This window comes from Stenotrophomonas sp. Nf1 (assembly GCF_003028475.1).
GTDB lineage: Bacteria > Pseudomonadota > Gammaproteobacteria > Xanthomonadales > Xanthomonadaceae > Stenotrophomonas.
In genome coordinates this window covers 214,122-239,154 of the sequence record NZ_PYTV01000008.1, presented here as the reverse complement: position 1 = coordinate 239,154, position 25,033 = coordinate 214,122, and the positions used below count along the sequence as shown (strand labels likewise).

16 protein-coding genes are annotated in these 25,033 nt (G+C 67.2%); 6 read left to right on the top strand and 10 right to left on the bottom strand.

What is annotated here, in order from left to right; translation table 11 throughout:
* Positions 1–26: 26 nt before the first annotated feature.
* The 4 genes from betB to C9412_RS15600 all read left to right on the top strand — a co-directional run bounded on the left by betB (position 27) and on the right by C9412_RS15600 (position 6,273).
* On the top strand, positions 27–1,499 hold the full coding sequence (betB, locus tag C9412_RS15615) for a betaine-aldehyde dehydrogenase (RefSeq protein WP_107232482.1): 1,473 nt from the start codon (positions 27–29) through the stop codon (positions 1,497–1,499).
* 101 nt (positions 1,500–1,600) lie between these two features.
* Positions 1,601–3,283 carry a choline dehydrogenase gene (gene betA / locus C9412_RS15610; protein WP_107232481.1) on the top strand — a complete coding sequence of 561 codons (1,683 nt, stop codon included), beginning with the start codon at positions 1,601–1,603 and terminating at the stop codon, positions 3,281–3,283.
* Positions 3,284–3,562: 279 nt separating this feature from the next.
* Positions 3,563–5,239, top strand: a complete 1,677-nt coding sequence (locus C9412_RS15605; protein WP_107232480.1) for a long-chain fatty acid--CoA ligase — start codon at positions 3,563–3,565, stop codon at positions 5,237–5,239.
* 161 nt (positions 5,240–5,400) lie between these two features.
* Positions 5,401–6,273 carry a crotonase/enoyl-CoA hydratase family protein gene (locus tag C9412_RS15600; RefSeq protein WP_057496403.1) on the top strand — a complete coding sequence of 291 codons (873 nt, stop codon included), beginning with the start codon at positions 5,401–5,403 and terminating at the stop codon, positions 6,271–6,273.
* 71 nt (positions 6,274–6,344) lie between these two features.
* Here C9412_RS15600 and C9412_RS15595 read toward each other — a convergent pair whose 3' ends face one another.
* From C9412_RS15595 to prfB, 8 genes are all read right to left on the bottom strand, one after another.
* On the bottom strand, positions 6,345–7,142 hold the full coding sequence (locus C9412_RS15595) for an alpha/beta hydrolase (protein WP_107232479.1): 798 nt from the start codon (positions 7,140–7,142) through the stop codon (positions 6,345–6,347).
* A gap of 136 nt (positions 7,143–7,278) precedes the next feature.
* Positions 7,279–9,456 carry a response regulator gene (locus C9412_RS15590; protein ID WP_107232478.1) on the bottom strand — a complete coding sequence of 726 codons (2,178 nt, stop codon included), beginning with the start codon at positions 9,454–9,456 and terminating at the stop codon, positions 7,279–7,281.
* A complete protein-coding gene (locus C9412_RS15585; protein WP_107232477.1) occupies positions 9,453–10,598 on the bottom strand; it encodes a two-component system response regulator in 1,146 nt (381 codons plus the stop codon). The genes C9412_RS15590 and C9412_RS15585 overlap by 4 nt, the downstream gene beginning before the upstream one ends.
* 204 nt (positions 10,599–10,802) lie before the next feature.
* A complete protein-coding gene (gene lysS, locus C9412_RS15580; RefSeq protein ID WP_107232476.1) occupies positions 10,803–12,314 on the bottom strand; it encodes a lysine--tRNA ligase in 1,512 nt (503 codons plus the stop codon).
* Positions 12,315–12,604: 290 nt separating this feature from the next.
* Complete coding sequence (locus tag C9412_RS15575; protein ID WP_107232475.1) at positions 12,605–14,245, bottom strand: acetolactate synthase large subunit; 1,641 nt, start codon at positions 14,243–14,245, stop codon at positions 12,605–12,607.
* A gap of 63 nt (positions 14,246–14,308) precedes the next feature.
* Positions 14,309–15,694 (bottom strand): NAD-dependent succinate-semialdehyde dehydrogenase, encoded by a 1,386-nt coding sequence (locus C9412_RS15570; protein WP_107232474.1) that lies wholly within the window; start codon positions 15,692–15,694, stop codon positions 14,309–14,311.
* 712 nt (positions 15,695–16,406) lie between these two features.
* Positions 16,407–17,189, bottom strand: coding sequence for a helix-turn-helix transcriptional regulator (locus tag C9412_RS15560; RefSeq protein ID WP_107232472.1), 783 nt, complete (start codon positions 17,187–17,189; stop codon positions 16,407–16,409).
* 152 nt (positions 17,190–17,341) lie between these two features.
* Positions 17,342–18,467, bottom strand: a protein-coding gene (prfB, locus tag C9412_RS15555; protein WP_107232471.1) for a peptide chain release factor 2 whose coding sequence is annotated in 2 segments (ribosomal slippage) — positions 17,342–18,391 and positions 18,393–18,467 — 1,125 coding nt in all. Because the reading frame shifts where the segments join, the coding sequence is not laid out codon by codon here.
* A gap of 182 nt (positions 18,468–18,649) precedes the next feature.
* Between prfB and C9412_RS15550 the strand changes: the two genes are divergently transcribed.
* Entirely contained in the window at positions 18,650–19,390 is a 741-nt protein-coding gene (locus C9412_RS15550) for a M48 family metallopeptidase (RefSeq protein WP_080393032.1), read from the top strand.
* A gap of 33 nt (positions 19,391–19,423) precedes the next feature.
* On the opposite strand, the gene C9412_RS15545 is transcribed toward C9412_RS15550, so the two are convergent.
* Entirely contained in the window at positions 19,424–20,284 is an 861-nt protein-coding gene (locus C9412_RS15545; RefSeq protein ID WP_107232470.1) for a LytTR family DNA-binding domain-containing protein, read from the bottom strand.
* Positions 20,285–20,459: 175 nt separating this feature from the next.
* Between C9412_RS15545 and C9412_RS15540 the strand changes: the two genes are divergently transcribed.
* The gene (locus C9412_RS15540; RefSeq protein ID WP_258190284.1) at positions 20,460–21,728 is read left to right on the top strand and encodes an acyltransferase; all 1,269 of its coding nucleotides are present in this window, start codon (positions 20,460–20,462) and stop codon (positions 21,726–21,728) included.
* Between the two features lie 248 nt (positions 21,729–21,976).
* On the opposite strand, the gene C9412_RS15535 is transcribed toward C9412_RS15540, so the two are convergent.
* Positions 21,977–24,895: a VIT domain-containing protein gene (locus tag C9412_RS15535; protein WP_107232469.1), complete on the bottom strand. Its 2,919-nt coding sequence runs from the start codon at positions 24,893–24,895 to the stop codon at positions 21,977–21,979.
* Positions 24,896–25,033 lie beyond the last annotated feature (138 nt).

Genomic DNA, 25,033 nt, shown 5'->3' with positions numbered 1-25,033 from the left:
CCGCCCCCTTCCAAGGAGTACGCCCCATGACCACCCTGCCCGTCCAACAGCTCTACATCCACGGCCAGCGCGTCGATGCCACCAGCGGCAAGACCTTCAAGACCGTCAACCCGGCCACCGGTGAGGTGATCGCCGAAGTGCAGGTGGCCAGCCAGGCCGACGTCGAGCGCGCCGTGCAGAGCGCGGCCGAAGGCCAGAAGGTGTGGGCGGCGATGACCGCGATGGAGCGTTCGCGCATCCTGCGCCGCGCCGTCGAGATCCTGCGTGAACGCAACGACGAGCTGGCCCATCTGGAAACCCTGGATACCGGCAAGGCACTGGCCGAGACCACCACCGTGGATATCGTCACCGGTGCCGACGTGGTCGAGTACTACGCCGGCCTGGCCACCGCCATCGAAGGCATCCAGCTGCCGCTGCGCGAATCGAGCTTCTTCTACACCCGCCGCGAGCCGCTGGGCGTGGTCGCCGGCATCGGCGCCTGGAACTACCCGATCCAGATCGCCATGTGGAAGTCGGCCCCGGCCCTGGCCGCCGGCAATGCGATGGTGTTCAAGCCGTCGGAAGTGACCCCGCTGACCGCGATCAAGCTGGCCGAGATCTACACCGAAGCCGGCGTGCCGGCCGGCGTGTTCAACGTCGTGCAGGGCCCGGGCCGCGAGATCGGCCAGTGGCTGACCGAGCACCCGGTGATCGAGAAGATCTCCTTCACCGGCGGCGTCGCCACCGGCAAGAAGGTGATGGCCAGCGCCGCGTCTTCGTCGCTGAAGGAAGTGACCATGGAGCTGGGCGGCAAGTCGCCGCTGGTGATCTGCGATGACGCCGACCTCGACCGCGCCGCCGACATCGCGGTGATGGCCAACTTCTTCAGCTCCGGCCAGGTCTGCACCAACGGCACCCGCGTGTTCGTGCCGCGCAGCATGCTGGCCGCCTTCGAAGCCGCCGTGGTCGAGCGCGTCAAGCGCATCCGCATCGGCGACCCGATGGCCGCCGAGACCAACTTCGGCCCGCTGACCAGCTTCCCGCACATGGAAAACGTGCTGCGCTACATCGAAAGCGGCAAGGCCGAAGGCGCCCGCCTGCTGACCGGCGGCGGCCGTGCCACCGAAGGCGCGCTGGCCAATGGCGCCTACGTGCTGCCCACCGTGTTCTCCGACTGCCGCGATGACATGACGATTGTCCGCGAAGAGATCTTCGGGCCGGTGATGAGCATCCTCGCCTACGACGACGAGGACGAAGTGGTGCGCCGCGCCAACGACACCACCTTCGGCCTGGCCGCCGGCGTGGTCAGCAATGATGTCAGCCGCGCCCACCGCATCATCCACCGCCTGGAAGCCGGCATCTGCTGGATCAACACCTGGGGTGAGTCGCCGGCCGAAATGCCGGTCGGTGGCTACAAGGAATCCGGCGTCGGCCGCGAGAACGGCCTCTCCACCCTCGGCCACTACACCCGCATCAAGTCGGTGCAGGTCGAGCTGGGCGACTACGCCAGCGTGTTCTGACCGGCGCGCCCTGCGCGCGCCCCATCGTGCGGCCATCGTGCCGATCCGACATTCCGCCGGGACGCCTGCATGCAGCGCGCCCCGGCCTGCAGGAGACACCCATGAGCACCCATAACGAGTACGACTACATCATCATCGGCGCCGGTTCGGCCGGCAACGTGCTGGCCACCCGCCTCACCGAAGATGCCGATGTCAGCGTGCTGCTGCTGGAAGCCGGTGGCCCGGACTACCGGCTCGACTTCCGTACCCAGATGCCGGCCGCGCTGGCCTTCCCGCTGCAGGGCAAGCGCTACAACTGGGCGTACAAGACCGATCCCGAGCCCTTCATGAACAACCGCCGCATGGATTGCGGCCGCGGCAAGGGCCTGGGCGGCTCGTCGCTGATCAACGGCATGTGCTACATCCGCGGCAATGCGATGGACTATGACAACTGGGCCAGCATGCCGGGCCTGGAAGACTGGACCTACCTGGACTGCCTGCCGTACTTCCGCAAGGCCGAAACCCGCGACATCGGCCCCAACGACTACCACGGTGGCGAAGGCCCGCTGCGGGTGACCACGCCCAAGGCCGGCAACAACGAGCTGTTCGCGGCGATGGTTGAAGCCGGCGTGCAGGCCGGCTACCCGCGCACCGACGACCTCAACGGTTACCAGCAGGAAGGCTTCGGCCCGATGGACCGCACGGTCACCCCGCAGGGCCGTCGTTCCAGCACCGCCCGCGGCTACCTGGACCTGGCCAAGCCGCGCCCGAACCTGACCATCGTCACCCACGCGCTGACCGACCGCATCGTGTTCTCGGGCAAGCGCGCGGTGGGCGTGCAGTGGCTGCACAACGACCAGCCGCAGCGCGCCACCGCGCGCCGCGAGGTCCTGCTGTGCGGCGGTGCCATCGCCTCGCCGCAGATCCTGCAGCGCTCCGGTGTCGGCCCGGCCGACCTGCTGCGCAGCCTGGACATCGATCTGGTGCACCACCTGCCCGGCGTCGGCGCCAACCTGCAGGACCACCTTGAGATGTACCTGCAGTACGAGTGCAAGAAGCCGGTGTCGCTGGCGCCGGCACTGAAGCTGTACAACCAGCCGGCGATCGGCGCCGAGTGGCTGTTCATGGGCACAGGCATCGGCGCCAGCAACCAGTTCGAGGCCGGCGGCTTCATCCGCAGCGATGCCGAGTTCGATTGGCCGAACCTGCAGTATCACTTCCTGCCGGTGGCGATCAATTACAACGGCTCCAACCCGATCAAGGCGCACAGCTTCCAGATGCACGTCGGCTCGATGCGTTCACCCAGCCGTGGCCGCATCCACGTGCGCTCCAAGGACCCGCGCGAACATCCCAGCATCCTGTTCAACTACATGTCGCACGACCAGGACTGGCGTGAGTTCCGTGCGGCGATCCGCATCACCCGCGAGATCTTCGCGCAGCCGGCGCTGGCCCCGTACAGCGGCCGCGAGATCTCGCCGGGCAGCGCACTGCAGACCGATGCGCAGATCGATGCGTTCGTGCGCGAGCACGCCGAGACCGCCTACCACCCGTCGTGCTCGAACAAGATGGGCCATGCCGATGACCCGATGGCGGTGGTCGATGGCCAGGGCCGCGTGCATGGCCTGGAAGGCCTGCGCATCGTCGATGCCTCGATCATGCCGCAGGTGGTGACCGGCAACCTCAACGCGCCGACCATCATGATGGCCGAGAAGCTGGCCGACGTGATCCGCGGCCGCACCCCGCTGGCCCGCAGCACCGCGCCGTACTACAAGGCCAACGGTGCACCGGTGCGCAACAAGGGCTGAGCCGCAAACCGGTAGGTGCCCACCTTGCCCCAAACCGGTAGGTGCCCACCTTGGTGGGCACTGATCCAGGACGCCCCCTCGAAATCCCGTGCCGACCTAGGTCGGCACCTACCAATTGCCGCACCGGCATCCCGTGCCGACCAAGGTCGGCACCTACCCTTGCCGCCGCCGCGAACCCCTCTTCGCGTTTTCCCTACGGCGGGGTATGCTGCAATGAACGGCCATTGTCGCTACGCTCAGGGCCGCAACCTAATACATCACGATTCCTGGAGGGGGAATATGAGTCTGGATCGTCCCTGGCTGCAGAGCTATCCGAAAGGCGTTCCCGCCGAAATCGACGTCAACGAATTCCATTCGGTCGCTTCGGTCTTCGACGCCTCCGTGGCCAAGTTCCGCGACCGCCCCGCCTACTCCAGCTTCGGCAAGGTGCTGACCTACGGCGAGACCGACGCGCTGGTCGAGCAGTTCGCGGCCTACCTGCTGGGTGAGCTCAAGCTCAAGAAGGGCGACCGCGTCGCCCTGATGATGCCCAACTGCCTGCAGTACCCCATCGCCACCTTCGGCGTACTGCGCGCCGGCCTGACCGTGGTCAACGTCAACCCGCTGTACACCGCACGCGAGCTCAAGCATCAGCTGGTCGATGCCGGCGTGGCCGCACTGGTGGTGGTGGACAACTTCGGCGACACCGTCGAGCAGGTCATCGCCGATACGCCGGTCAAGCACGTGGTCACCACCGGCCTGGGCGACCTGCTCGGCGGCAAGGGCGTGATCGTCAACTTCGTGCTGAAGTACGTCAAGAAGATGGTCCCCAACTATCATCTCAAGGGCGCGGTGCGCTTCAAGCAGGCGCTCAAGCTGGGCAGCCGCCACAGCCTGCCCAAGGTCGAGATCGACCATGACGACATCGCCTTCCTGCAGTACACCGGTGGCACCACCGGCGTGGCCAAGGGCGCGATGCTGACCAACCGCAACCTGATCGCCAACATGCAGCAGGCCTCGGCCTGGATCAGTGCGTCGGGCATCGAGATGGGCAAGGAGTGGATCATCACCGCCCTGCCGCTGTATCACATCTTCGCGCTGACGGCCAACGGCCTGGTCTTCATGAAGTTTGGTGGCTGCAACCACCTGATCACCAACCCGCGCGACATGAAGGGCTTCGTCAAGGAGCTCAAGTCGGTACGCTTCACGGCCATCACCGGCGTCAACACGCTGTTCAACGGCCTGCTCAATACCCCCGGCTTCGATACGGTCGACTTCTCGTCGCTGAAGGTCACCCTGGGCGGCGGCATGGCCGTGCAGCGCGCCGTGGCCGAGCGCTGGAAGAAGGTGACCGGCGTGACCCTGGTCGAGGCCTACGGCCTGACCGAAACCTCGCCGGCCGCCTGCATCAACCCGCTCACCCTGACCGAGTACAACGGCTCGATCGGCCTGCCGATTCCGTCCACCGATGCCTGCATCAAGGACGACAACAGCGCCATCCTGCCGTTGGGCGAGGTGGGCGAGCTGTGCATCAAGGGCCCGCAGGTCATGAAGGGCTACTGGCAGCGGCCGGACGAGACCGCAAAGGCCATCGACGCCGACGGCTGGCTGCACACCGGCGACATGGCAAAGATGGACGAGCACGGCTTCTGCTACATCGTCGACCGCAAGAAGGACATGATCCTGGTGTCCGGCTTCAACGTGTACCCGAACGAAGTCGAAGACGTCATCGCGATGATGCCAGGCGTGCTGGAAGTGGCTGCCGTGGGCGTACCGGATGAGAAGTCCGGTGAAGTGGTCAAGGTGGTCATCGTGAAGAAGGACCCTAACCTGACCGCCGAAATGGTCAAGGAACACGCCCGGGCCAACCTGACCGGCTACAAGCACCCCAAAATCGTTGAATTCCGAAAAGAGCTGCCGAAGACCAATGTCGGCAAGATTCTTCGCCGCGAACTGCGCGATACGCCCGCCCAGTAAGGGTTTGCGGCTGTCTGGATGAGCAAGGGCCCGGGGCGGAAACGTCCCGGGCCCTTTCGCATGCGCCGCCCCGGGGGCGGTGTAGCATCGCCGCGTGTGTGGACCGTTCGGCCCGCCGGCCACCCACCTCATTCTGCGGGCCGCATGCCGAGGAATCTTCCATGAGCACCATCGAAAAGCTGCCCACCAGCGGCTCCCCCTTTGCCACCATCCGTACCGAAGACAGCGCCGATGGCGCGGCCCACTGGCTGTTCATGCACGCCGACGCCGCCACCGGCATCCGCCCCTGCTGCCGCAAGGACATGCTGGATGAAATGTGGAGTTACATGGCCGCCATCACCCGTGGCCCGGCCGAACGCCACAGCGGCAAGCTGCGCCACTTCGTGCTGGCCTCCGACGCCGCCGCCTACAACCTGGGCGGCGACCTGGACCTGTTCACCCGCCTGATCCGTGAAGGCAACCGCGATCTTCTGCTCAGCTATGCCCAGCGCTGCGTGGAGGGCGTACACCACCTGCACACCGGCTTCGGCGGCGACATCCGCTCGATCGCCCTGATCCAGGGCGACGCACTGGGCGGCGGCCTGGAAATGGCCCTGGCCTGCCACACCATCGTCGCCGAAGAAGGCAGCGGCCTGGGCCTGCCGGAGGTGCTGTTCGGGCTGTTCCCGGGCATGGGCGCCTATTCCTTCCTGTGCCGCCGGGTCTCCCCGCACCTGGCCGAGAAGATCATCCTGGACGGACGCGTCTACAGCGCCGAAGAGATGTACGCGATGGGCGTGGTGGACGTACTGGTGAAGAAGGGAGAAGGACGTGCCGCAGTGGAAGACCTGATCCGCCAGCAGCAGCGCATCCCGCAGTCGTACCTGGCAATGAACGCCGCGCGCGCCATCGCCCAGCCGGTCAGCTACGACGAACTGCTGGAAATCACCAAGGTCTGGGTCGACTCCGCCCTGGTCCTTGGCGACCGTTCGCTGCGCACCATGGATCGCCTGATCAAGGCCCAGACCCGTCGCGCCAGCCTCGACGCGGCCTGATTCACCCTCCCCCAGAAGGGTTCAAGCCCGGTTGGCCACCGGGCTTTTTTTATCCGTGCTGCTGCCCTCGTTCAATCCTGCTGGCGCAGCAGGAACGCCTCGATCACCGCAGCCAGCCGCGGCGGGCATTCCTGCATCGGGTAGTGCCCGCAATGGCCCAGCACCTGCAGTTCCGCCATCGGGTGCCAGGCCAGGAAGGTGCCCTGCATCGCCGCGGTATCCAGGCCAGGATCACGATCGCCGATGATGACCAGGAAGGGCGTGCGCAACCCGCGCACCTCCTCCACGAAATCCGTTTCCACCAGTGTGCGCAGGTACGGCAGCCGACAGCAGGCGGCAACGTTGCGGCGATTGCACTGCAGCTTCGCCTCCACCCAGGCGGCCGACAGGCCCGGCGACACAAAGGCGAACAACCTGCGCAGCGCGGCATCGTCGGTGGTGGTGCTGGCAAAGAACGCCAGCGCCTCGCCCTGCAGGCGGTTGCCGGCGGCCGATACCGGGCAGACCGCGATCGCGCTGGCGATACGCTGCGGCGCATCCACCGCCAGGCGCTGGGTCAGCATGCCGGTCATCGAGTGCCCGATGACATGGAAGCGCGACCATCCCAGCCGATCGGCCAGTTCCAGGCAGTCGGCCGCCATCTCCCGCTGGCTGTAATCGCCCTGCATGCCCATCGAGCAGCCGTAACCGCGCAGATCGACGAAGGCGCAGGTGAAGGCAGTGCCGTCAAGCCAGGGCAACAGCGGCGCGTAACCGCTGTGGTCGCCCAGCCAGTCGTGCAGCACCATGACGCGTCGAGCGCCGTGGCCGTGCAGCACATGACCCAGGCCACGGTCGGCCGTTGCGTGGGAATCGGAGAGCGTGTTCATGCAGGTTCCTTGAAATGAAGGGGAACCAAAACGAGACGCCCTCCCGGCGGACCGGGAGGGCGTCTTGAACAGGCCCGCATGCTATCAACCGCGCAGGCGGCAATCAATCAGCCGTTTTTACCGGCCAGCCCCGCCGTCACCGCGCCTCACCGTCATCGGCGGCACTGCGCAGCCGGCGTTCGGCCCGCGCATCCAGCGCGCGGCGGCCTTCCTTGATCGCTTCCTGCAGGATCGACAGGCGCGTGCGCCATTCCGCCTTCAACTGCCAATCGGCCATGCGCATCAGCTCACCGGCCCGGTTGGCCGCGCGCATCAGGCCCAGGTTGCTGGCCACGCCCTTGATCGCGTGGGCCTGTTCGCGGAACACCTCCCACTGCGCACCCTCACCGGACTGCTCGGCCTTGCCCATGCAGGTGGCTGCATCTTCCAGGCATTGGCGGATGAACTCGCGCTCGAATCCCTCGCCCATGCCCAGTGAAGCCAGCTCATCGAGCACGCTGCTGTCGAGCACACCCTCCGGCAACGCAGTGGATGAGCGCACTGCGGGCGCAGCCATGGTCTTCAACTGCGCGTTGCTGGCGATCTCGGCCAGGGTGTCGAGCAGGCGCACGGCCACCACCGGCTTGGCCAGGAACGCGTGCGCGCCGGCCTGGGTGCAGCGCTGGATCGCCTCGGGCGTGACATCGGCGCTGAGCACCAGCACCGGCGTGCGCGGACCGCCGCCGGCCTGCATCACCCGCAGCTCCTTGAGCATGTCCAGCCCACTCATGCCCGGCATGTGCAGGTCCACGATCACCGCATCGAACTCGCTGTCAGCCAGTGCGTCGAGCACCGCTTCACCGCCATCCACGCACAGCACGCGGTGGCCGGCCTTCTGCAGCAGCCGCTGCAGCACCATGCGGTTGGCCTCGTGGTCGTCGGCCACCAGGATCTGCATGCTGCGCACCCGCGCGCGATGGCGCAGGAACGGATCGGCAAAGGCGATCACATTGCCACTCTGGCCGGTGTCGTCGCCGCCGGCCAGGGTCGGTACCGCACCCGGCACCATCGGCTGCGGCGGCGCGAACGGCAGTTCAACCCAGAAGTGACTGCCGCGCGGTGGGTTGTCCAGATAGCCGATCTCACCCTCCATGGCTTCGACCAGGCCCTTGGCGATGGTCGTGCCCAGGCCGGTCCCTTCATGGCGGCGCGCCATGCTCACATCGGCCTGCTCGAACGCATCGAACAGCCGCGGCCGCATCGCAGGCGGCACGCCGATGCCGGTATCGAGGATGTCAAAACGCAGCCGCACCGCGCCGCTGGTGTCGGCGTGGACCACGCCCACCCGGATCTCGACGCGGCCGTGATCGGTGAACTTGACCGCATTGCCGGCCAGGTTCAGCAGGATCTGGCGCAGGTGCCCGACATCGCCGCACAGCCGCGGAGGGACGCCGTCGGCCACCTTCACCCGGTAGTCCAGGCGCTTGGCCTTGGCCTGTGGCAGCAGGATCAGGCCGATGGCCTGGATGACGTCGGTCAGCGCGAAATCCTCGGCCACCACCCGCAGCTTGCCGGCCTCGATCGCCGAGATGTCCAGCACCTCCTCGACCAGGGCCAGCAGGCTGCGCGACGACGCCTGGATGGTGTTCACGCATTCCCGCTGCTCGTCATCCAGCCGCGTGGTGGCCAGCACTTCGGTCATGCCGTTGAGGCCATTGAGCGGCGTGCGGAATTCATGGCTCATGTTGGCCAGGAAGCGGCTCTTGGCCTCACTGGCCCGGCGCGCTTCGGCCATCGCCTCGGTCAACTGCCGCAGCAGGGTCGAGAAATACAACGGCACCGCCGCAAGCCCCAGCCAGAGGCCGATGGCCAGGCGGAAATTGCGCTCCCAGTAAGGCGTGAGCAGCACGGTGGAACCGAAGCTGACCATCGCCATGGCCACCGCCACATACAGGTAATGGTTGCCAAAGCGCATGCCGTTGCCGACGGTCACCCACATCACCACGATGTAGACCCAGGCCAGCGGCTCGCCCATCTGCACCATGCCGGCGGCAATCAGGCCATAGTCGGCCAGCATGCCCAGCACGCGGCGCGGGTCGGAACGGCCGGGGCGCCACAGCAGCCAGCCAAACAGCAGCAACGACAGGCTCAGGCCGGTCAGCACGATGGCCAGCACGCCCACGTACTGCGTGTGCGGCAGATCGTGGCGCGGCGCTGGCAGCAGCACGTAGGCCAGGATCAGGCTGATCAGGACGATGCGGACGATCTGTTGCCCATGCTCGCTGTCCTGTCGCTGGGACAGGCGCAGTCGCAGCCGCGACCACGCGCGTTTCACGCGCCCAGCCCCGGCCGCGCCGATGCCATCGAGTGCTCGGCGCAGATGTGCTCGAGCTGTTCGCGGCCGCGCAGCAGTGCGTCCACGCAGCGTGGGTCGAACAGGCGCCCGCGCTGTGCATACAGATAGGCCAGCGTGGCTTCCATGGTCCACGCTTCCTTGTACGGGCGTGGCGATATCAGTGCGTCAAACACATCGGCCACGGCGACGATGCGCGCCTCCAGCGGAATGGCATCGCCCACCAGGCCATCGGGATAGCCGCTGCCGTCGTAGCGTTCATGGTGGCGCAGCGCGATCAACGCGCCGACCTGGATGAAGCGGTTCTGGCTGCCGCTGAGCAGCTCGTGGCCGATACGCGGGTGTCGGCGCATGATCGCCAGTTCTTCGTCGTTGAGCTTGCCCTGCTTGAGCAGAACCGCGTCGGGAATGGCGATCTTGCCCATGTCATGCAGCGGCGCGGCCATCTCGATCAGGCGCACGTCGTCTTCGGGAAGGCCAAGCTGATCGGCGATCAGGCCGGCCACTCGCGCCATGCGCTCCAGGTAGGCACTGGTGCCGGCATCACGGAACTCGATCGCCCGCGCCAGCCGCGAGAGGGTCTCGCGCTCGCGCTCCTCGACCTCGTGCATGCTTGCCAGCAACCGCTGTTCCAGCGACAAGGCGCGCTGCTTCACGTTCTCGGTCTGCTGGCGCAGCTGCAACAGGTTGTAGCAGCGCGCGCGCAGTTCGCGCGGACGGATCGGCTTGACCAGGAAATCGATGACACCCGCTTCCAGCGCCGCCTGCCGGATCGGCTCGTCGCCCACCACGGTAATCAGGATCACCGGAATGTCGCGGTGCTTGGGCAGACGCCGGAAGCGGCGGGCGAACTCCAGCCCGTCCATTTCCGGCATGCGGTAGTCGAGCAGCAGCAGATCGACCGGGTGCGCTTCGCACCAGGCCAATGCCGTCAGCGGATCGCCGAAGTCGTACACGCTCAGTTCGGGCGCGATGTCTTCGATGACATGGCGCAGCATCGTCCTGGCGGACGTCTGGTCGTCAACAATGACGATGTTCAACGCATATTCTGCCTGGTTTTTCGACCATGCTGGATCATCAGCAGGCGAGGATATTCTGCCGCTGCGAACGCTCGCACCCTGCATCGGCCTGACTCCCGTGTCATGCGTCCCGGTTCATGATCGTCATCACGGCGTGAAGCGGGCTCTCCGCACCGTGCCCTCCCCCGACGCCGATCAAGCCATACAGGACGTCAAGGAAGTGCAATAACGATACGCCTAGTGCGATAGGCGTCAATCGCGCCGTCTCATTTCGCGACGGCGCGCACAAACGGGCGTCAGAAAGACGTCTTACTGCTCCGGACGCATGTACGGGAACAGCAGCACGTCGCGGATCGAGCTGCTGCCGGTCAGCAGCATCACCAGACGGTCCACGCCGATACCCAGGCCGCCGGTCGGCGCCATACCGTACTCCAGCGCACGGATGTAATCGGCGTCGTAGTGCATCGCCTCGTCGTCACCGCCTTCCTTCGCAGCCACCTGGGCCTGGAAACGCTGGGCCTGGTCTTCCGGGTCGTTCAGCTCGGAGAAGCCGTTGGCCAACTCCTTGCCGTTGACGAACAGCTCGAAGCGGTCGGTATAGCCCGGGTCATTGTCATTGGCGCGGGCCAGCGGCGAGACCTCCACCGGGTGATCGGTGATGAAGGTCGGCTGGATCAGGGTGTGCTCGACGGTGGCTTCGAAGATCTCCAGCAGCAGCTTGCCCCAGCCGTAGGACGGCTTGACGCGGATCTTCAAGCGCTCGCAATGGCGCAGCAGCGCCTCGCGGTCGGTGCAGTCGGCGGCGGAGATTTCCGGATTGTGGTGGCGTACCGCCTCGTCCATGCGCCAGCGGCGGAACGCCGGGCCCAGGTCGATCTTCGCGCCGTCCCATTCCACTTCGGTGCCACCGTTGACGGTCTGCGCCACATCGCGGATCACGCCCTCGGTCAGGTCCATGATCTCGTTGTACGTGGCATAGGCCTCGTACAGTTCCATCATGGTGAATTCCGGGTTGTGGCGGGTGCTGACACCTTCGTTGCGGAAGTTGCGGTTGATCTCGTACACCCGCTCCAGGCCACCCACGGTCAGGCGCTTGAGGTACAGCTCCGGCGCCACGCGCAGGTACAGGTCCAGGTCCAGCGCGTTGTGGTGGGTGGTGAACGGCTTGGCCGCCGCGCCGCCGGGGATGTAATGCATCATCGGCGTTTCGACTTCCAGGAAGTCGCGGTTGTCCAGCCACGCGCGCATGGCGCGGATGATCTTGGAGCGCTTGATGAAGACCGCGCGCGATTCCGGGGTCACGATCAGGTCGACGTAACGCTGGCGGTAGCGCTGCTCGACGTCGGCCAGCCCGTGCCACTTGTCCGGCAGCGGACGCAGCGACTTGGTCAGCAGGCGGATCGACTCGGCCTTGACCGACAGCTCGCCGGTCTTGGTGCGGGTCAGGCCACCTTCGACGGCGATGATGTCGCCCACGTCCCAGCCCTTGAAGGCGGTGTAGGCATCGCCCAGCGCGGCGCCCTGCAGGAACAGCTGGATGCGGCCGGACTCGTCCTGGATCTGGGCGAAGCTGGCCTTGCCCATGATGCGCTTGGCCATCAGGCGGCCGGCCATCTTCACCTGGCGGCCGTTGCCTTCCAGCGCCTCCGCGGTCCAGGTCTCGGCATCGGCGAATTCGTCCTGCAGGCGACCGGCGAAGTCCTGGCGACGGAAGTCGTTCGGGTACGCGATGCCCTGCCCACGCAGCGCTTTGAGTTTCTCACGGCGCTCGGCGATCAACTTGTTTTCGTCGACGGGGGGGGTATCGGTAGCTTCGCTCATGGATCTGCGGGAATCGTGTAGTGAGGGGGGATGCTGCGCCCGGCACAGCCGGTTGCCCAGCATACCAAAACCGCCCTGCCCCGGCCGGGAGAGGGGTCAGATCCCTTTGCTGCGCAAAGGGATCTGACCCCGTTTGGCGATGCCCGGTAGCCGCCAACCTTGGTTGGCGTTCCCTGCTCTGGTAGCCGCCAACCTTGGTTGGCGTTCCCTGTGTCGACCAAGGTCGACACCGACCAGATCGCGGGGGCGAGATCGCGGGCGCGCCCCGCCCGATCGCGCGCCGGCGACCGTCAGCCGTTTCCCGGGAACGCCTGCCGCAGTTCGTCCACCAGCACACGCTGGTTCTCCGAATAGTCGATCGGCACCGACACCAGATGCACCCCACCCTCATTGAAGGCCGCCTCCAGGGTCGGGATGAACTGCTCGATGGCGGTCACCTCATGCCCCTTGCAGCCATAGGCCTGCGCATACTTCACGAAATCAGGATTGCTGAAGGTCATGCCGTAGTCGGTGAAGCCATCCACCGCCTGCTTCCAGCGGATCATCCCGTAGGCGCCGTCGTTGAGGATCAGCACCACCAGGTTCAGGCCGAGCCGGCGCGCGGTTTCCAGCTCCTGGCTGTTCATCATGAAACCGCCGTCGCCGCACACCGCCAGCACCCGCCGCTGCGGATACAGGATCGAGGCCATGATCGCCGACGGCAGGCCCGCGCCCATCGTCGCCAGCGCATTGTCCAGCAGCAGCGTGTTGGCCACCTGGGTGCGATAGTTGCGCGCAAACCAGATCTTGTACATGCCGTTGTCCAGCGCCACGATGCCGTCCGGCGGCATCACCTGGCGCACGTCGTGCACCAGCCGCTGCGGGGTGAAACCGGCCTCCTCGGCACGGTCGGCCAGGTGCTCCAGGATGGTCGCGCGCAGCGGCAGCAGCGCATCGGCGTTCGGCACCGCGCCTTCGATGCGATCGGCCAGCTGGGTCAGCGAACGGCCGATATCGCCGATCACCTCCACCTGCGGGAAGTACACCTGCTCCACCGCCGCCTGCGAGTAGCCGATATGGATCACCGTCGGGCCACCCGGGCGCATCACGAACGGCGGCTTCTCGGTCACCTCATGGCCGATGGTCACGATCACGTCGGCCTGATCGATGGCCATGTGCACGTAATCGCGCTCGGTCAGCGCGGCGGTGCCCATGTACAGGCCCGAGCCGCCGGCCACCGCGCCCTTGCCCATCTGCGTGGTGAAGAACGGAATGCCGGCGCGCAGCACGAACGCCGACAGCGCCTCGCTCGACTGCGGCCGCGAGGCGGCCGAGGCGATCATCAGCAGCGGCCGCTTGGCTGCGCGGATGATCTGCGCCGCACGATCCAGCGCCTCCGGGCTGGCAATCGGCCGATCCACCGCGTGCGGCGGAATCAATGCCACACCCTCCACCTCATCGGCGGCGATGTCCTCGGGCAGCTCCAGCAGCACCGGGCCCGGGCGCTCTTCCTGGGCGACGCGGAAGGCCTCGCGCACGATGGTGGGGATGGTGCGCGCCGAGACGATCTGCCGTGCCTGCTTGGTCAGCGGCTTCATCGTGCTGACGATGTCCACGATCTGGAAGCGCGCCTGCTTGCTGGCGACGATGCCTTTCTGCCCGGTGATCATGATCACCGGCCACGCACCGAGCAGCGCGTAGGCCGCGCCGGTGGTGAAGTTGAGCGCGCCCGGACCGAGCGTGGCCAGGCATACGCCGGGCTTGCCGGTCAGCCGACCATAGGTGGCGGCCATGAACACCGCCGCCTGCTCGTGGCGGGTGATGACCAGCTCGATGCTGGAATGGCGCAGGGACTCGACCACGTCGAGGTTCTCCTCGCCGGGGATGCCGAAAATACGCTCGACGCCTTCGTTCTCAAGTGCGGCGACGAGCAGGTCTGAACCCTTGGACATGGGAATGCCGTCCTTTTCGCTGGACTGATGGTGAATCGTTGCAGGAAGGATGGGAGCCGCGCGTCAACGCTTGTCGAACCACACCGTCTGCGCGTTGACGAACTCGCGGATGCCGAAGTGCGAGAGCTCGCGACCGAAGCCGCTCTTCTTCACCCCGCCGATCGGCACGCGCGGGTCGGAGGCGGAGAAGCCGTTGACGAACACGCCGCCGGTCTGCAGCCGGCGTGCCAGCTGCATCGCGCGGGCGCGGTCGCCGCTCCACAGGTTGCCGCTGAGGCCGAACTCGCTCTGGTTGGCCAGTTCCACCGCGTGGTCGGCGTCGCGGGCGCGGCTGATCGAGGCCACCGGACCGAAGGTTTCGGTGTCGAAGGCCTGCATGCCCGGCTCCACCCCTGCCAGCACGGTGGGCGCATAGAACGCGCCCGGCCGGTCCAGCTGATGACCGCCAACCAGCAACTGCGCACCGGCGTCCACCGACGCGCGCACCTGCGCATCGAGCTGTTCGAGCAGGTCCTGGCGTGCCATCGGGCCGATGCGGTTGCCTGGGTCGCGGCCGTCGCCGATGGTCAGCGCCTGCACCTTCTGGCAGAACTGCGCCACGAACCGGTCGTAGACCGCGTCTTCGACGATGATGCGCTTGCCGGCGATGCAGACCTGCCCGGTGTTCTGGAAGCGCGAAGCCACGGCCGCGTCGACCGCGGCATCCAGATCGGCATCGGCCAACACGATGAACGGATCCGAGCCGCCCAGCTCCAGCACCACCTTCTTCAGCGCCTGCCCGGCCTGGGCGGCGATGCTGCGGCCGGCGGCCACGCTGCCGGTCAGGGTGACGGCGGCAATGCGGTCATCGGCGATGGCGCGGCTGGTGCCCTCGCGGCTGATGTTGGCGGCGATGAAGGTCCCCTCCGGCAGCCCAGCATCACGCCACGCCGCATCGAGCAGCTGTGCGGTGCCGACGATGTTCTCGGCCGGCTTGAGCAGGAAGCCATTGCCGCCCATCAGGATCGGCACCGCCGCGCGCATCACCTGCCAGTACGGGAAGTTCCACGGCATGATGCCCAGCACCACGCCCAGCGGCAGGTAGGACACGTAGGCCTTGTCGTCGGGCACCTGGGTCGGCTCGTCGCGCAGGAACGGCGCGCCGTGGTCGGCGTACCAGTCGCACAGCACGGCGCACTTCTCGATCTCGGCCAGCGCTTCGGCCTGGACCTTGCCCATTTCGGCGGTGGCCAGCGCGGCCAGTTTCTCGCGGTCACGACGCAGCACGCCCGCCATCGCGCGCAGCACGCCCGCCCGCTGTTCAAGGCTCTGGCCGCTCCAGGCGGCGAAGCCGGCCTGGCCGCGAGCGAGCAGCGTTTCCAGTTCGGCGTCGGTGGCGAAGGGATGGCTGGCGATCTGTTGGCCGGTGGCCGGATCGCGGGAAATGGCGGTGCTGGGGGCAGCGGACATGCAGGTCTCCTGGTGTCTCGACAACGGGCGGCGGCCCGTCTCCTGCACAGGAATGTGGACCCGTTTGATGAAGGCAACAAGGCGTCTGCTTATCCTGTGACCTGCAGTTACCTGCCTGAATGGGGTTGGTCGGCAGGGCCGCGCCCTGCACCCGCAGAGGCCAGGGCAACGTCAAGGTCAAAGGCCTGCATTCCGTGGGATGGCGGGGTGGGTCCGGTTGCGGGGGACGGCGTGAATACGTCCATGTAGCCTCGGTCGCGCCATCCATGGCGCTCACGCCCCCGCAACCGGACCCACCCCGCCTTCGACAGTTTTCCGCGATCTGTCGGGAATGCTCTTGGGGTCAGATCCGATTTCCATAGGAAAACGGATCTGACCCCGGAATTTCTTTCGATGTCTGACAGATATGTCGACCAAGGTCGACACCTACCAACAGCCGCGTGAACCTGTCGAAGGTGGGGCGGTGTCGGAGTGCGGGGTGTCAGCCGCATGGGCCCGAGGCGTGCCTCGGGCGGGTTGGGCAGGACGCCCAACCCCGGTCTTGCCGTGTGCGCAGGACAGCGCACACGAGCAAGCGGCTGCCAAGCCCCCAGGGACGGGTTTACGGCGTCCCCGCACTTCGACACCGCCCCGCCACGCCACGGAATGCCCGCTGTTGCTGTTGCAGCTGCTTCGGCTTCTGCGGGTGCAGGGCGCAGCCCTGCCGACCAACCTACCTACGCGGCAGGTAGGTCACCAGTGACAGGTCGTGCCGGCTCTCCGGCACCAGCGCCACGTATTGCAGATCCAGCACCCCGCGCGTGGGATGGTTCAGCTTCTTCGCTCCTTCGTCGAAGCGACGCACGTCGTGCTCCGGCCACCACTGGCGGAATTCCTCACTGTGCGCGGCGATATCCTCGGCCAGCGCCAGGAACGGCGCCTTGTCCGGCGCCTGCGCCATCGCTGCACGGAAGCCGGCCAGCAACCCGCGGGTCATTTCTTCCCAGTTGAGGATCAGCGTGCGGTACGGCGGGTACAGGAACATCAGCCGCAGCGTGTTGCGCTCGTGCGGCGCCAGCTGGCTGTAGTCCACGAACAACTCGGCGATGGCCGGGTTCCAGGCCAGGATGTCGAAGCGGGTGTTGCGCACGTAGGCCGGGATCGGCTGCATCGCTTCCACCAGCTGGCGCAGGCCGTCGGTCACGCTCTCATCCGGCGATTCCAGCGGCACGCCGTAACCGGACAGCGCAAAGGCGTAGGCGCGCTCGTCATCGCTCAGCCGCAGCACCTTGGCCAGGCGCTCGAGCACTTCCGGCGAGGCGCGGACCTCGCGGCCCTGCTCGATCCAGGTGTACCAACTGACGCTGACGCCGATGGCCAGCGCGACTTCCTCGCGCTTCAGGCCCGGGGTACGCCGGCGCCCGACCGGGAGGCCGAGCGTGGCGGGGTCGACACGGGCGCGGCAGGCCTTGAGGAAGCCGCCCAGTTCCTTGCGTTCACCTTCGCTGCGCATCATCGCTACCGCCGCACGTGTTGTAGCGTCGAGCCACGCTCGACGGATCTGCTACCCGCAAAAGGCAGCCGAGCAGGGCTCGGCTCTACAGAAAGCCGGATCAGCCACCCTCGGCGTTGCGTACGAGGGTGATGATATCCGCGCAGGCGCGCCGATCAGGCATCGAGGCGCTTGGAGCCCACGGCCAGGCCCGCCTTCAGGCTGGCCTCGACGAACTCGTCCAGGTCACCGTCGAGCACCTTCTGCGTGTCCGAACGTTCGATGCCGGTGCGCAGGTCCTTGATGCGGCTCTGGTCGAGCACGTAGTTGCGGATCTGGCTGCCCCAGCCGATGTCGGACTTGGTGGCTTCCACCGCATCCTTTTCGGCGTTGCGCTTCTGGATCTCCAGCTCGTACAGCTTGGCGGCCAGCATCTTCATCGCGTTGTCGCGGTTCTGGTGCTGGCTGCGGCCGGTCTGGCAGGCCACAACGATGTTGGTCGGGATGTGGGTGATACGCACCGCCGACTCGGTCTTGTTCACGTGCTGACCACCGGCACCGGAGGAACGGTACACGTCGGTGCGCAGGTCGGCCGGGTTGATGGTGATATCGATGTTGTCATCGATTTCCGGCGACACGAACACCGAGGTGAAGCTGGTGTGGCGGCGGTTGTCCGAGTCGAACGGCGACTTGCGCACCAGGCGGTGCACGCCGGTCTCGGTCTTCAGCCAGCCATAGGCGTAATCGCCTTCCACGCGCAGCGTGGCCGACTTGATGCCGGCGACATCGCCACCGGACACTTCCATCAGCTCGGTCTTCCAGCCGCGCGATTCGCACCAGCGCAGGTACATGCGCAGCAGGATTTCGGCCCAGTCCTGGGCTTCGGTGCCACCGGCACCGGCCTGGATGTCGACAAAGGCCGCAGCGTTGTCCATCTCACCGGAGAACATGCGCTGGAACTCCAGCTTCTCCACGTGCGCCTGGTGCTTGTCCAGGTCGGCGACCACTGCCAGCGCGGTTTCTTCGTCCTGCTCGGACTCGGCCAGCTCCAGCAGTTCGGTCGCATCGGTCAGGCCGTCGAGCACCGAGGCGATGCCGCCCACGGTCTTCTCCAGGCTCGAGCGCTCGCGCCCCAGGTTCTGCGCGTACTCGGCGTTGTTCCAGACGTCGGGGCTTTCCAGCTCCCGCGTTACTTCTTCAAGACGCTCTTTCTTGGCGTCGTAGTCAAAGATACCCCCGGAGCGACAGCACGCGATCGGTCAGATCGGTGATGCGCTGGCGGACAGGATTCAATTCGATCATGTCGGCGGTTATGCAATCAAAAGATGACTGCCAATGATACCGCAGCCGCCCTGCCCCGGCGAGGCACGCCGGCGCGGCCGGGCCGACCGCTGGACACGGGCCGGCACGATGCCGGTAGACTTCCCGACCGCCGCGGGAACAGGGGCCACGCGGTCATTCCCAACCCAAGGAGCACCAATTCAATGACGATCATGCGTTCCACCCTGTGCCTGGCCGCCTGCCTGCTGGCCGCCAATGCCTCGGCCATCGACCTGAAGGGCCTGACCAGCACCGGCCTGAAGGCCGGCAAGGCGCTGACCCTGTCCGACGCGGAAGTCTCGGCCGCCGCCGACCAGGCCTGTGCCTACATGGACAAGGACAACCAGGTGGTCACCGGCAACGATCCCTACGCCCAACGCTTGGCCAAGATCACCCAAGGCCTGTCCAACGAGGACGGCCTGAACCTGAACTTCAAGGTCTACCGCACCGCCGACGTCAACGCCTGGGCCATGGCCAACGGCTGCGTCCGGGTCTACACCGGCCTGATGGACATGGCCAGCGACGACGAAGTGCGTGGCGTGATCGGCCACGAAATCGGCCACGTGAAGCTCGGCCACAGCAAGACCAAGATGCGCACCGCCCTGCTCGCTTCGGCCGGCCGTGAAGGCCTGGCGGCCTCGGGCAACGGCAACCTGACCCAGCTCAGCCAGGGCCAGCTGGGCGAACTGGCCGAAGGCTTCATCAACGCGCAGTTCTCGCAGAAGGAAGAGAGCGCCGCCGATGAGTACGGCTACCAGTTCATGAAGCGCCACAGCTACGATCCGGCCGCCCTGGCCAGCATGTTCCGCAAGCTGTCCAGCGACGGTGGCCTGATGTCCTCGCACCCGGGTTCGGAAGCCCGTGCCGCGCGCATCGACGCGATGATCAAGAAGGACAAGAAGTAATCCCTGTGCGGGCGGGCCGACCGGTCCGCCCGCTCAGACCCCCGCCAGGGCCTGGCGCAGCAGCGGCAGCTGTCGCCTACTGCACGGCACTTTGACGCCATCGGCCATGTGAAGCAGGGCTTCGCCCCCGTCCAGCGGCTCGATGGAGCGCAGCTGGTCGCGGTGGATCAGCCAGCTGCGGTGCGGCCGCAGGAACAGCGCCGGGTCCAGCCGCTGCTCCAGCACCGCCATGGTGATCCGCAGCGGGTAGTCATGCCCGCGCACACGCAGGTTCACGTAATTGCCTGCGGCCTGGGCGTATTCCACATCCCCGGTGGCGACCAGGAACTCCTTGCCCAGCTTGCGCACCAGGAAATGCTGCGGACGCTCGACCGGCTCCACCGGCGGGCCCACATCGGGCTCGGCCAGCAGGCTCGCCTCACCCTGCCGGCGCCGGCCGAACCAGCTGGCGAAGTGCTCCAGCGCCACGAACAGCGCGAACGTGCGCACATCCTTCAGGTACTCGTAGGCAAGACGCTCCAACCAGCCGGCATCGTCCTGGTAACGGTAGCCCAGCGCTGCATAGGCCAGATGCCGCACCAGCATCATGCCCACCACGTGCAGCAGCGACCAACCCACGCTGGCAAGCAGATACATCGGCAAACGCCGCGTCCAGGTATCGGCATGCAGCGGCCAGCGCTCGCAGCCCCACCACAGCAGCGGCAAGGTCAACAGGATCATGCTGAGGCTGCTGAATTCCCAGATCATCGGCTCCCACAGCCCGAGATCGGCCCCCCGGCGCGCGGCGTCCATCACCTCGACCAGCGCATTGGTCACTGCCGAGGCCGACAGGATCGCGGCCCACAGCAGCAGGCGGGTGGACGTGCGCCAGCGCGGAGGACGGCCCGGGGCCATTGCAGCTTCCATCGTGGGGTGGCTCTCCAGCCTGCCTGAAGGGACCGAGGGTAGCTGCTCCATTGGTCCCATCACGCCCGCCATTGGTCACTGCACGGGCGCCGGCAGCCCCCTGGCGATGGCCCGACCCAGCGGCGAGGGCGAGATTGGCGCGACCTCCCGGCCAGGCCCGACCATGACCCGACGCCACGACATCGACGCCCTGCGCGTGTTCGCCTTCGCGCTGCTGATCCTCTACCACACCGGCATGGCCTACGTGGACGACTGGGGCTTCCACCTCAAGAGCGTGCACACCGCCGAATGGCTGCAATGGCCGATGCTGTTCTTCAACCGCTGGCGGATGTCGCTGCTGTTCCTGATCTCGGGTATCGCCATTGCGCTGATGCGCCCGGAAGGAAAGCTGCTGCGCTTTGCCGGCCTGCGCACCTGGCGGCTGCTGCTGCCGCTGCTGTTCGGCATGTTCGTGATCGTGCCGATCCAGCCCTATTGCGAGGGCGTTGCCAACGGCCATGTGGCGCCAGGCTTCGGCCACTTCCTGCTGCGCTACTGGCAGGTGCGGCCGTGGCCGGAAGGCAGCTTTGCCGGCTGGCAGTACGGCATCACCTGGAACCATCTGTGGTACCTGGCCTACCTGTGGAACTACACGCTGGCGCTGGCGCTGTTGATGCCGGTGCTGGGCCTGGCCGTGGTGCGCGGGGCCGTGGCCCGCATGGCCGCCTCGCCGACCCTGCTGATCGGCATCCCGTTCGCCCTGCTGCTGGCCTGGGTGGTCTGGCTGGAGCCGATCTACCCCTCCACCAATGCGCTGATGGGCGACTGGTACCAGCACGCCAAGTACGCCACGGTGTTCCTGGCCGGCTACCTGCTGGCGCGCGAGCCGATGTTCTGGGAACGGGTGGTCGCCCTGCGCCGCACCACGCTGTGGCTGGCCCTGGCGGCGGTGAGCTGGTACATGGGCCTGCGCATCCTCGGCCAGCTGCTGCCGGACGATTCACCGCTGCGGCAGTGGCCCGAACCGTTCTGGGATCTGCAGGTCAGGACCACCCAGTCGCTGTATGTGTGGACCGCGCTGCTGGCCATCCTCGGCTGGGGCAAGGTGCTGCTCGACCGCCCGTTCCGCTGGCTGCCGTACTGCACCGAGGCGATCTACCCCTGGTACATGCTGCACCAGAGCCTGATCATCGCGCTGCTGTTCTGGCTCAAGCCGCTGCAGCTGGAGCCGTGGCTTGAGCCGACCCTGCTGCTGGGCGGCACGGTGGCTGGCTGCCTGCTGATACACGAACTGCTGATCCGCCGCACGCGCTGGTTGCGGCCGCTGTTCGGGCTGAAAGCCGATCCGCAACGGCGCAGCGAGCGACACGCTGATGTAGCGCCGAGCCCATGCTCGGCTGCCCCTGCCATGCGCAGCGCATGGATTGGGCGCGACCCACCGATGAACCGATGATCCGCTGTCCTTAACGGCGGCGCCCATGCTCGGCTGCTTCTGCGGTGAGCCGAGCATGGGCTCGGCCCTACAGGATCGCGGCCTGGGCAGCCACGCATGGCATGGCGCTACTTCACTTCGAACTCGCCGACCAGCACGAGCGTCACGCTGATGTAGGGCCGAGCCCATGCTCGGCTGCTTTCGCGGTAAGCCGAGCATGGGCTCGGCTCTACAGGGTCAGGGCTTGGGCAGCCACGCGTGGCGTGGCGCTACTTCACCTCGAACTCGCCCACCAGTACGGTCTCGGCGCGGTCCTTCAGCCGCATCGTCACTATCTGGTCCTTCTGCTTCGGCGTGCCCCAATGGGTGGTCAGGCGCAGCATCAGCGTGGTCGCCCCGGTCACCAGCTGCTGGCGGCTGCCGAAATAGTTGGCTTCCACCTTGTACCTGCCGGGCTTGGCGTTGCGCAGCGAGAACTGCTCGGGCCCATAGCCGCCGGTGAAATCCTGCGACATCTGCCCGCCCTGGTAGGTCAGGCGGTTGCCGTAGTACGCACGCTCGCCATTCGGGTCGGTCACCCACAGGTCCATGTCGCTGTTGTCGGCATCCCACGACAACACCACGCGCAGGTCCAGTGGCATCGCCTGCAGCAGGCGCGGGTCGATGCTGCCGGTGTCGAGCCTGGGCGTGCTGCGTGCAACCAGATGGGTCAGCTCATCCAGCGCAATCAGCGCGATGCCATCGAAGCGGCTGTCCCACCGCCGCACCACCACCTGGTACAGCGGCGCCAGAGCCTGTTGCGGCTTCCCGGCGGCGGCCAGCGCCAGGCCGAGGTCACGGAAACTCTGCGGTTCTTCCTGGCCCATCGCCAGCACCTGCTCGAACACCGGCACCGCCAGCGCCGGTGCATCGGCCTGCATCAGCCGGTAGCCAAGCACGCGCAGCAGGTGGCGGTTGTCCAGGTCCATCTCGGCCAGGTTCGACAGCACACGCAGCGCCAGCTCGCGCTGCCCCTGTTCCAGCAGCAGGTCGGCCACGTCGAGGAAGAACGCACTGCTGTCGGCATGCGCATCGCGCTCGGCCAGGTAACGGTTATACAGCTGCGAGGATGGCCCTTGGCGCAGGCGCTGGGCGATGGCCGAATCCGGCTGCCATGCGGCCAGCTGGATGCCGAGCTCGCCCTCGTTGGCGGGCCCTGCCTGATCGATGGCCGAACCGGTGACCACCACCGCGTCGAGCGCCTGGTTCGCCGCAGGCACGGAGCGACGCGCGCGCGCGCTGCTGGCCTCCCTGCGCTGCTCGGTTGCCGCTGCCATCGGCGCAGGCGGGGCCGCCGGAGCAGGTGCCGCCAGCATCGCCACCGGCGCCGATTCCATCGCAGCATCTGTAGACGCCACTTCCAGCGCCCTGCCCTTCAACTGCGGCGGCGCATCCTTCGGCCAACTGCGGCTCCACCACTGCTGGCGCTCCTTCCAGCGTGCGGCCACCTCGTCCAGACGGCGGCGATCGGCAGCGGCGCGGTCGCTCACCTGACGTGCGAAGCGGGCGTCGTACTCGGCGCGCAGCTTGCCCGCCGGACGGATCGCGTAGCGCAGGTAATCCTCCAGCGTTTCCAGCACGATCAGCGAGGTATCCGGCCCGACCAGGCCGAACTGCTGCGACAGGCGCTGCATTGCCTCGCGGTTGCCGCGACGGTCGGCCGCCAGCTGCTGCAGGCGCGCCTGCGCCCACAAGCCGGCGAGCAGTTCACCGTCGTCGCTCTTCTGCGTGGCCGGCAGCGCCAGCCACTCACCCCCGCCAACGCGCACCCGCATCGGCACACCGTCCGCCGCCAGCCGCGCGTGCAGCCACAGCCAGCCTTCGGCTTCACTGCGGCGGTCGATCACCACGTCCTGCACGCCACGTCCCGCGTCGACTTGCACATCCAGCGGCGACGACAGCAGTGCACGCGCGGCGGCATCGACGTCGGCCTCCAGGGCGACGAAGCGGCCACCGAGCGCTTCGCTCCAGCTGCGCAGGCGCGTGCTGTCGGTGCGGGCACCGGCGCTGCTGATGGCAAACAGGCGCTGATCCGGCGCCATCGCTGGCAGCTGCTCCGGCCCGTAGGTCAGCAGGCCGTCGCTGACCAGCAGGTACTCCTTCACGCTCTGCTGCGGCTGCCACTGGGCCAGCGCACTGGCACCGTCCGGGCGCACCGCCTGCAAAGCCGCGCGCAGCTCGCTCCAGTTGCCTGCGCGGATACGGAAGCGGCGCACCGGCTCGGCACGGTCGCGCAGCACAGTCAACGCGACCGTGCCGTTGCCCATCGCGGCGAAGTAGCGATCCAGCAACGCGAACTCACGCGCGCGGTCGCGCCGGCCGGAGGAACCCGAACCGTCCCACAGCAGGCCGACCTCGCTCGGCGGCGTGCGGGAAGTACCGCTGACCGGCACCGGCACCTGCGCCAGCAGATAGTGGCCGTCCTGCCACGGTGCCACCTGCACCTGCGGCTTTCTTTCGGCCGGCAGGGTCCATTGCAGCTGTGGCGGCAGCTGCGAACCCTGGCCCTGCCATCGCAGCCGGCCCGCCGTGATCTGGAACGGTGCGGTACCTGCGGCCATCGCCCCCGGCGCCTGCACCTTCACTGCAACCGAGGCGGCACCTGCGGCGAACTGCAGCGGCAGCGTCCACCGCCAGCCCTGGCCCGAGAAGGCCAGCGGCTCGCGCAGCACCAGCTGCACGCGGCGACTGCCACCGGCCGGCAGCGGGTAGATGCGCAGGCGGAACTGGTTGCCCGCCGTCTGCTCCAGCAGGCCGGGGTCGACGCCACGGCGGGCGATGTCCTCGAAGACCTGGCGGCCGCGATCCTTGGGCACCGGCACCGCCTCGCGCAGTTCGCCGCCGATATCCAGGGCAAACCCGGTGATCTGCTGGCCCTCGGCCAACGGGAACTGCAACTCCCCTTCCAGCACCCGACGGTTCGGATTGTGGAACTCCAGGGTGATGCGGGTCTGGGCGATGCCGGCCTGGATGTCGCCTTCGATGCGGGCCTGGCGCAGCGCGATGGGCTGCTCGGCGCCGGCAACCTGCAGCAGTGGCACCGACCGGACGGGCCGGACGGCCTTGGCGGACTGCGCTTGCGCAACCCCGGCGACAGCGCAGAGCAGCAGGGCCAGTACGGATGGAATCACGTGGCGGACGAGGGGCATCGGACTGCTCCAGCGGGAGGTTGGACGGTTCAACGCGCGGCTGGGGGGAATGGGGTTGGATGGGGAGATGCCTTCGAAACAGGCGCTCACCCAAGACTCCCTGCAATCCAATGGGAAGAGCGCCGAGCATGAGCGGAA

What these genes read in the sequence shown, in the direction of transcription:
- betB (WP_107232482.1), top strand. Translation starts at nt 27, where the DNA reads ATGACCACCCTGCCCGTCCAACAGCTCTACATCCACGGCCAGCGCGTC.
- betA (WP_107232481.1), top strand. Translation starts at nt 1,601, where the DNA reads ATGAGCACCCATAACGAGTACGACTACATCATCATCGGCGCCGGTTCG.
- C9412_RS15605 (WP_107232480.1), top strand. Translation starts at nt 3,563, where the DNA reads ATGAGTCTGGATCGTCCCTGGCTGCAGAGCTATCCGAAAGGCGTTCCC.
- C9412_RS15600 (WP_057496403.1), top strand. Translation starts at nt 5,401, where the DNA reads ATGAGCACCATCGAAAAGCTGCCCACCAGCGGCTCCCCCTTTGCCACC.
- C9412_RS15595 (WP_107232479.1), bottom strand. Translation starts at nt 7,142, where the DNA reads ATGAACACGCTCTCCGATTCCCACGCAACGGCCGACCGTGGCCTGGGT.
- C9412_RS15585 (WP_107232477.1), bottom strand. Translation starts at nt 10,598, where the DNA reads ATGCAGGGTGCGAGCGTTCGCAGCGGCAGAATATCCTCGCCTGCTGAT.
- lysS (WP_107232476.1), bottom strand. Translation starts at nt 12,314, where the DNA reads ATGAGCGAAGCTACCGATACCCCCCCCGTCGACGAAAACAAGTTGATC.
- C9412_RS15575 (WP_107232475.1), bottom strand. Translation starts at nt 14,245, where the DNA reads ATGTCCAAGGGTTCAGACCTGCTCGTCGCCGCACTTGAGAACGAAGGC.
- C9412_RS15570 (WP_107232474.1), bottom strand. Translation starts at nt 15,694, where the DNA reads ATGTCCGCTGCCCCCAGCACCGCCATTTCCCGCGATCCGGCCACCGGC.
- C9412_RS15560 (WP_107232472.1), bottom strand. Translation starts at nt 17,189, where the DNA reads ATGATGCGCAGCGAAGGTGAACGCAAGGAACTGGGCGGCTTCCTCAAG.
- C9412_RS15550 (WP_080393032.1), top strand. Translation starts at nt 18,650, where the DNA reads ATGACGATCATGCGTTCCACCCTGTGCCTGGCCGCCTGCCTGCTGGCC.
- C9412_RS15545 (WP_107232470.1), bottom strand. Translation starts at nt 20,284, where the DNA reads ATGGCCCCGGGCCGTCCTCCGCGCTGGCGCACGTCCACCCGCCTGCTG.
- C9412_RS15540 (WP_258190284.1), top strand. Translation starts at nt 20,460, where the DNA reads ATGACCCGACGCCACGACATCGACGCCCTGCGCGTGTTCGCCTTCGCG.
- C9412_RS15535 (WP_107232469.1), bottom strand. Translation starts at nt 24,895, where the DNA reads ATGCCCCTCGTCCGCCACGTGATTCCATCCGTACTGGCCCTGCTGCTC.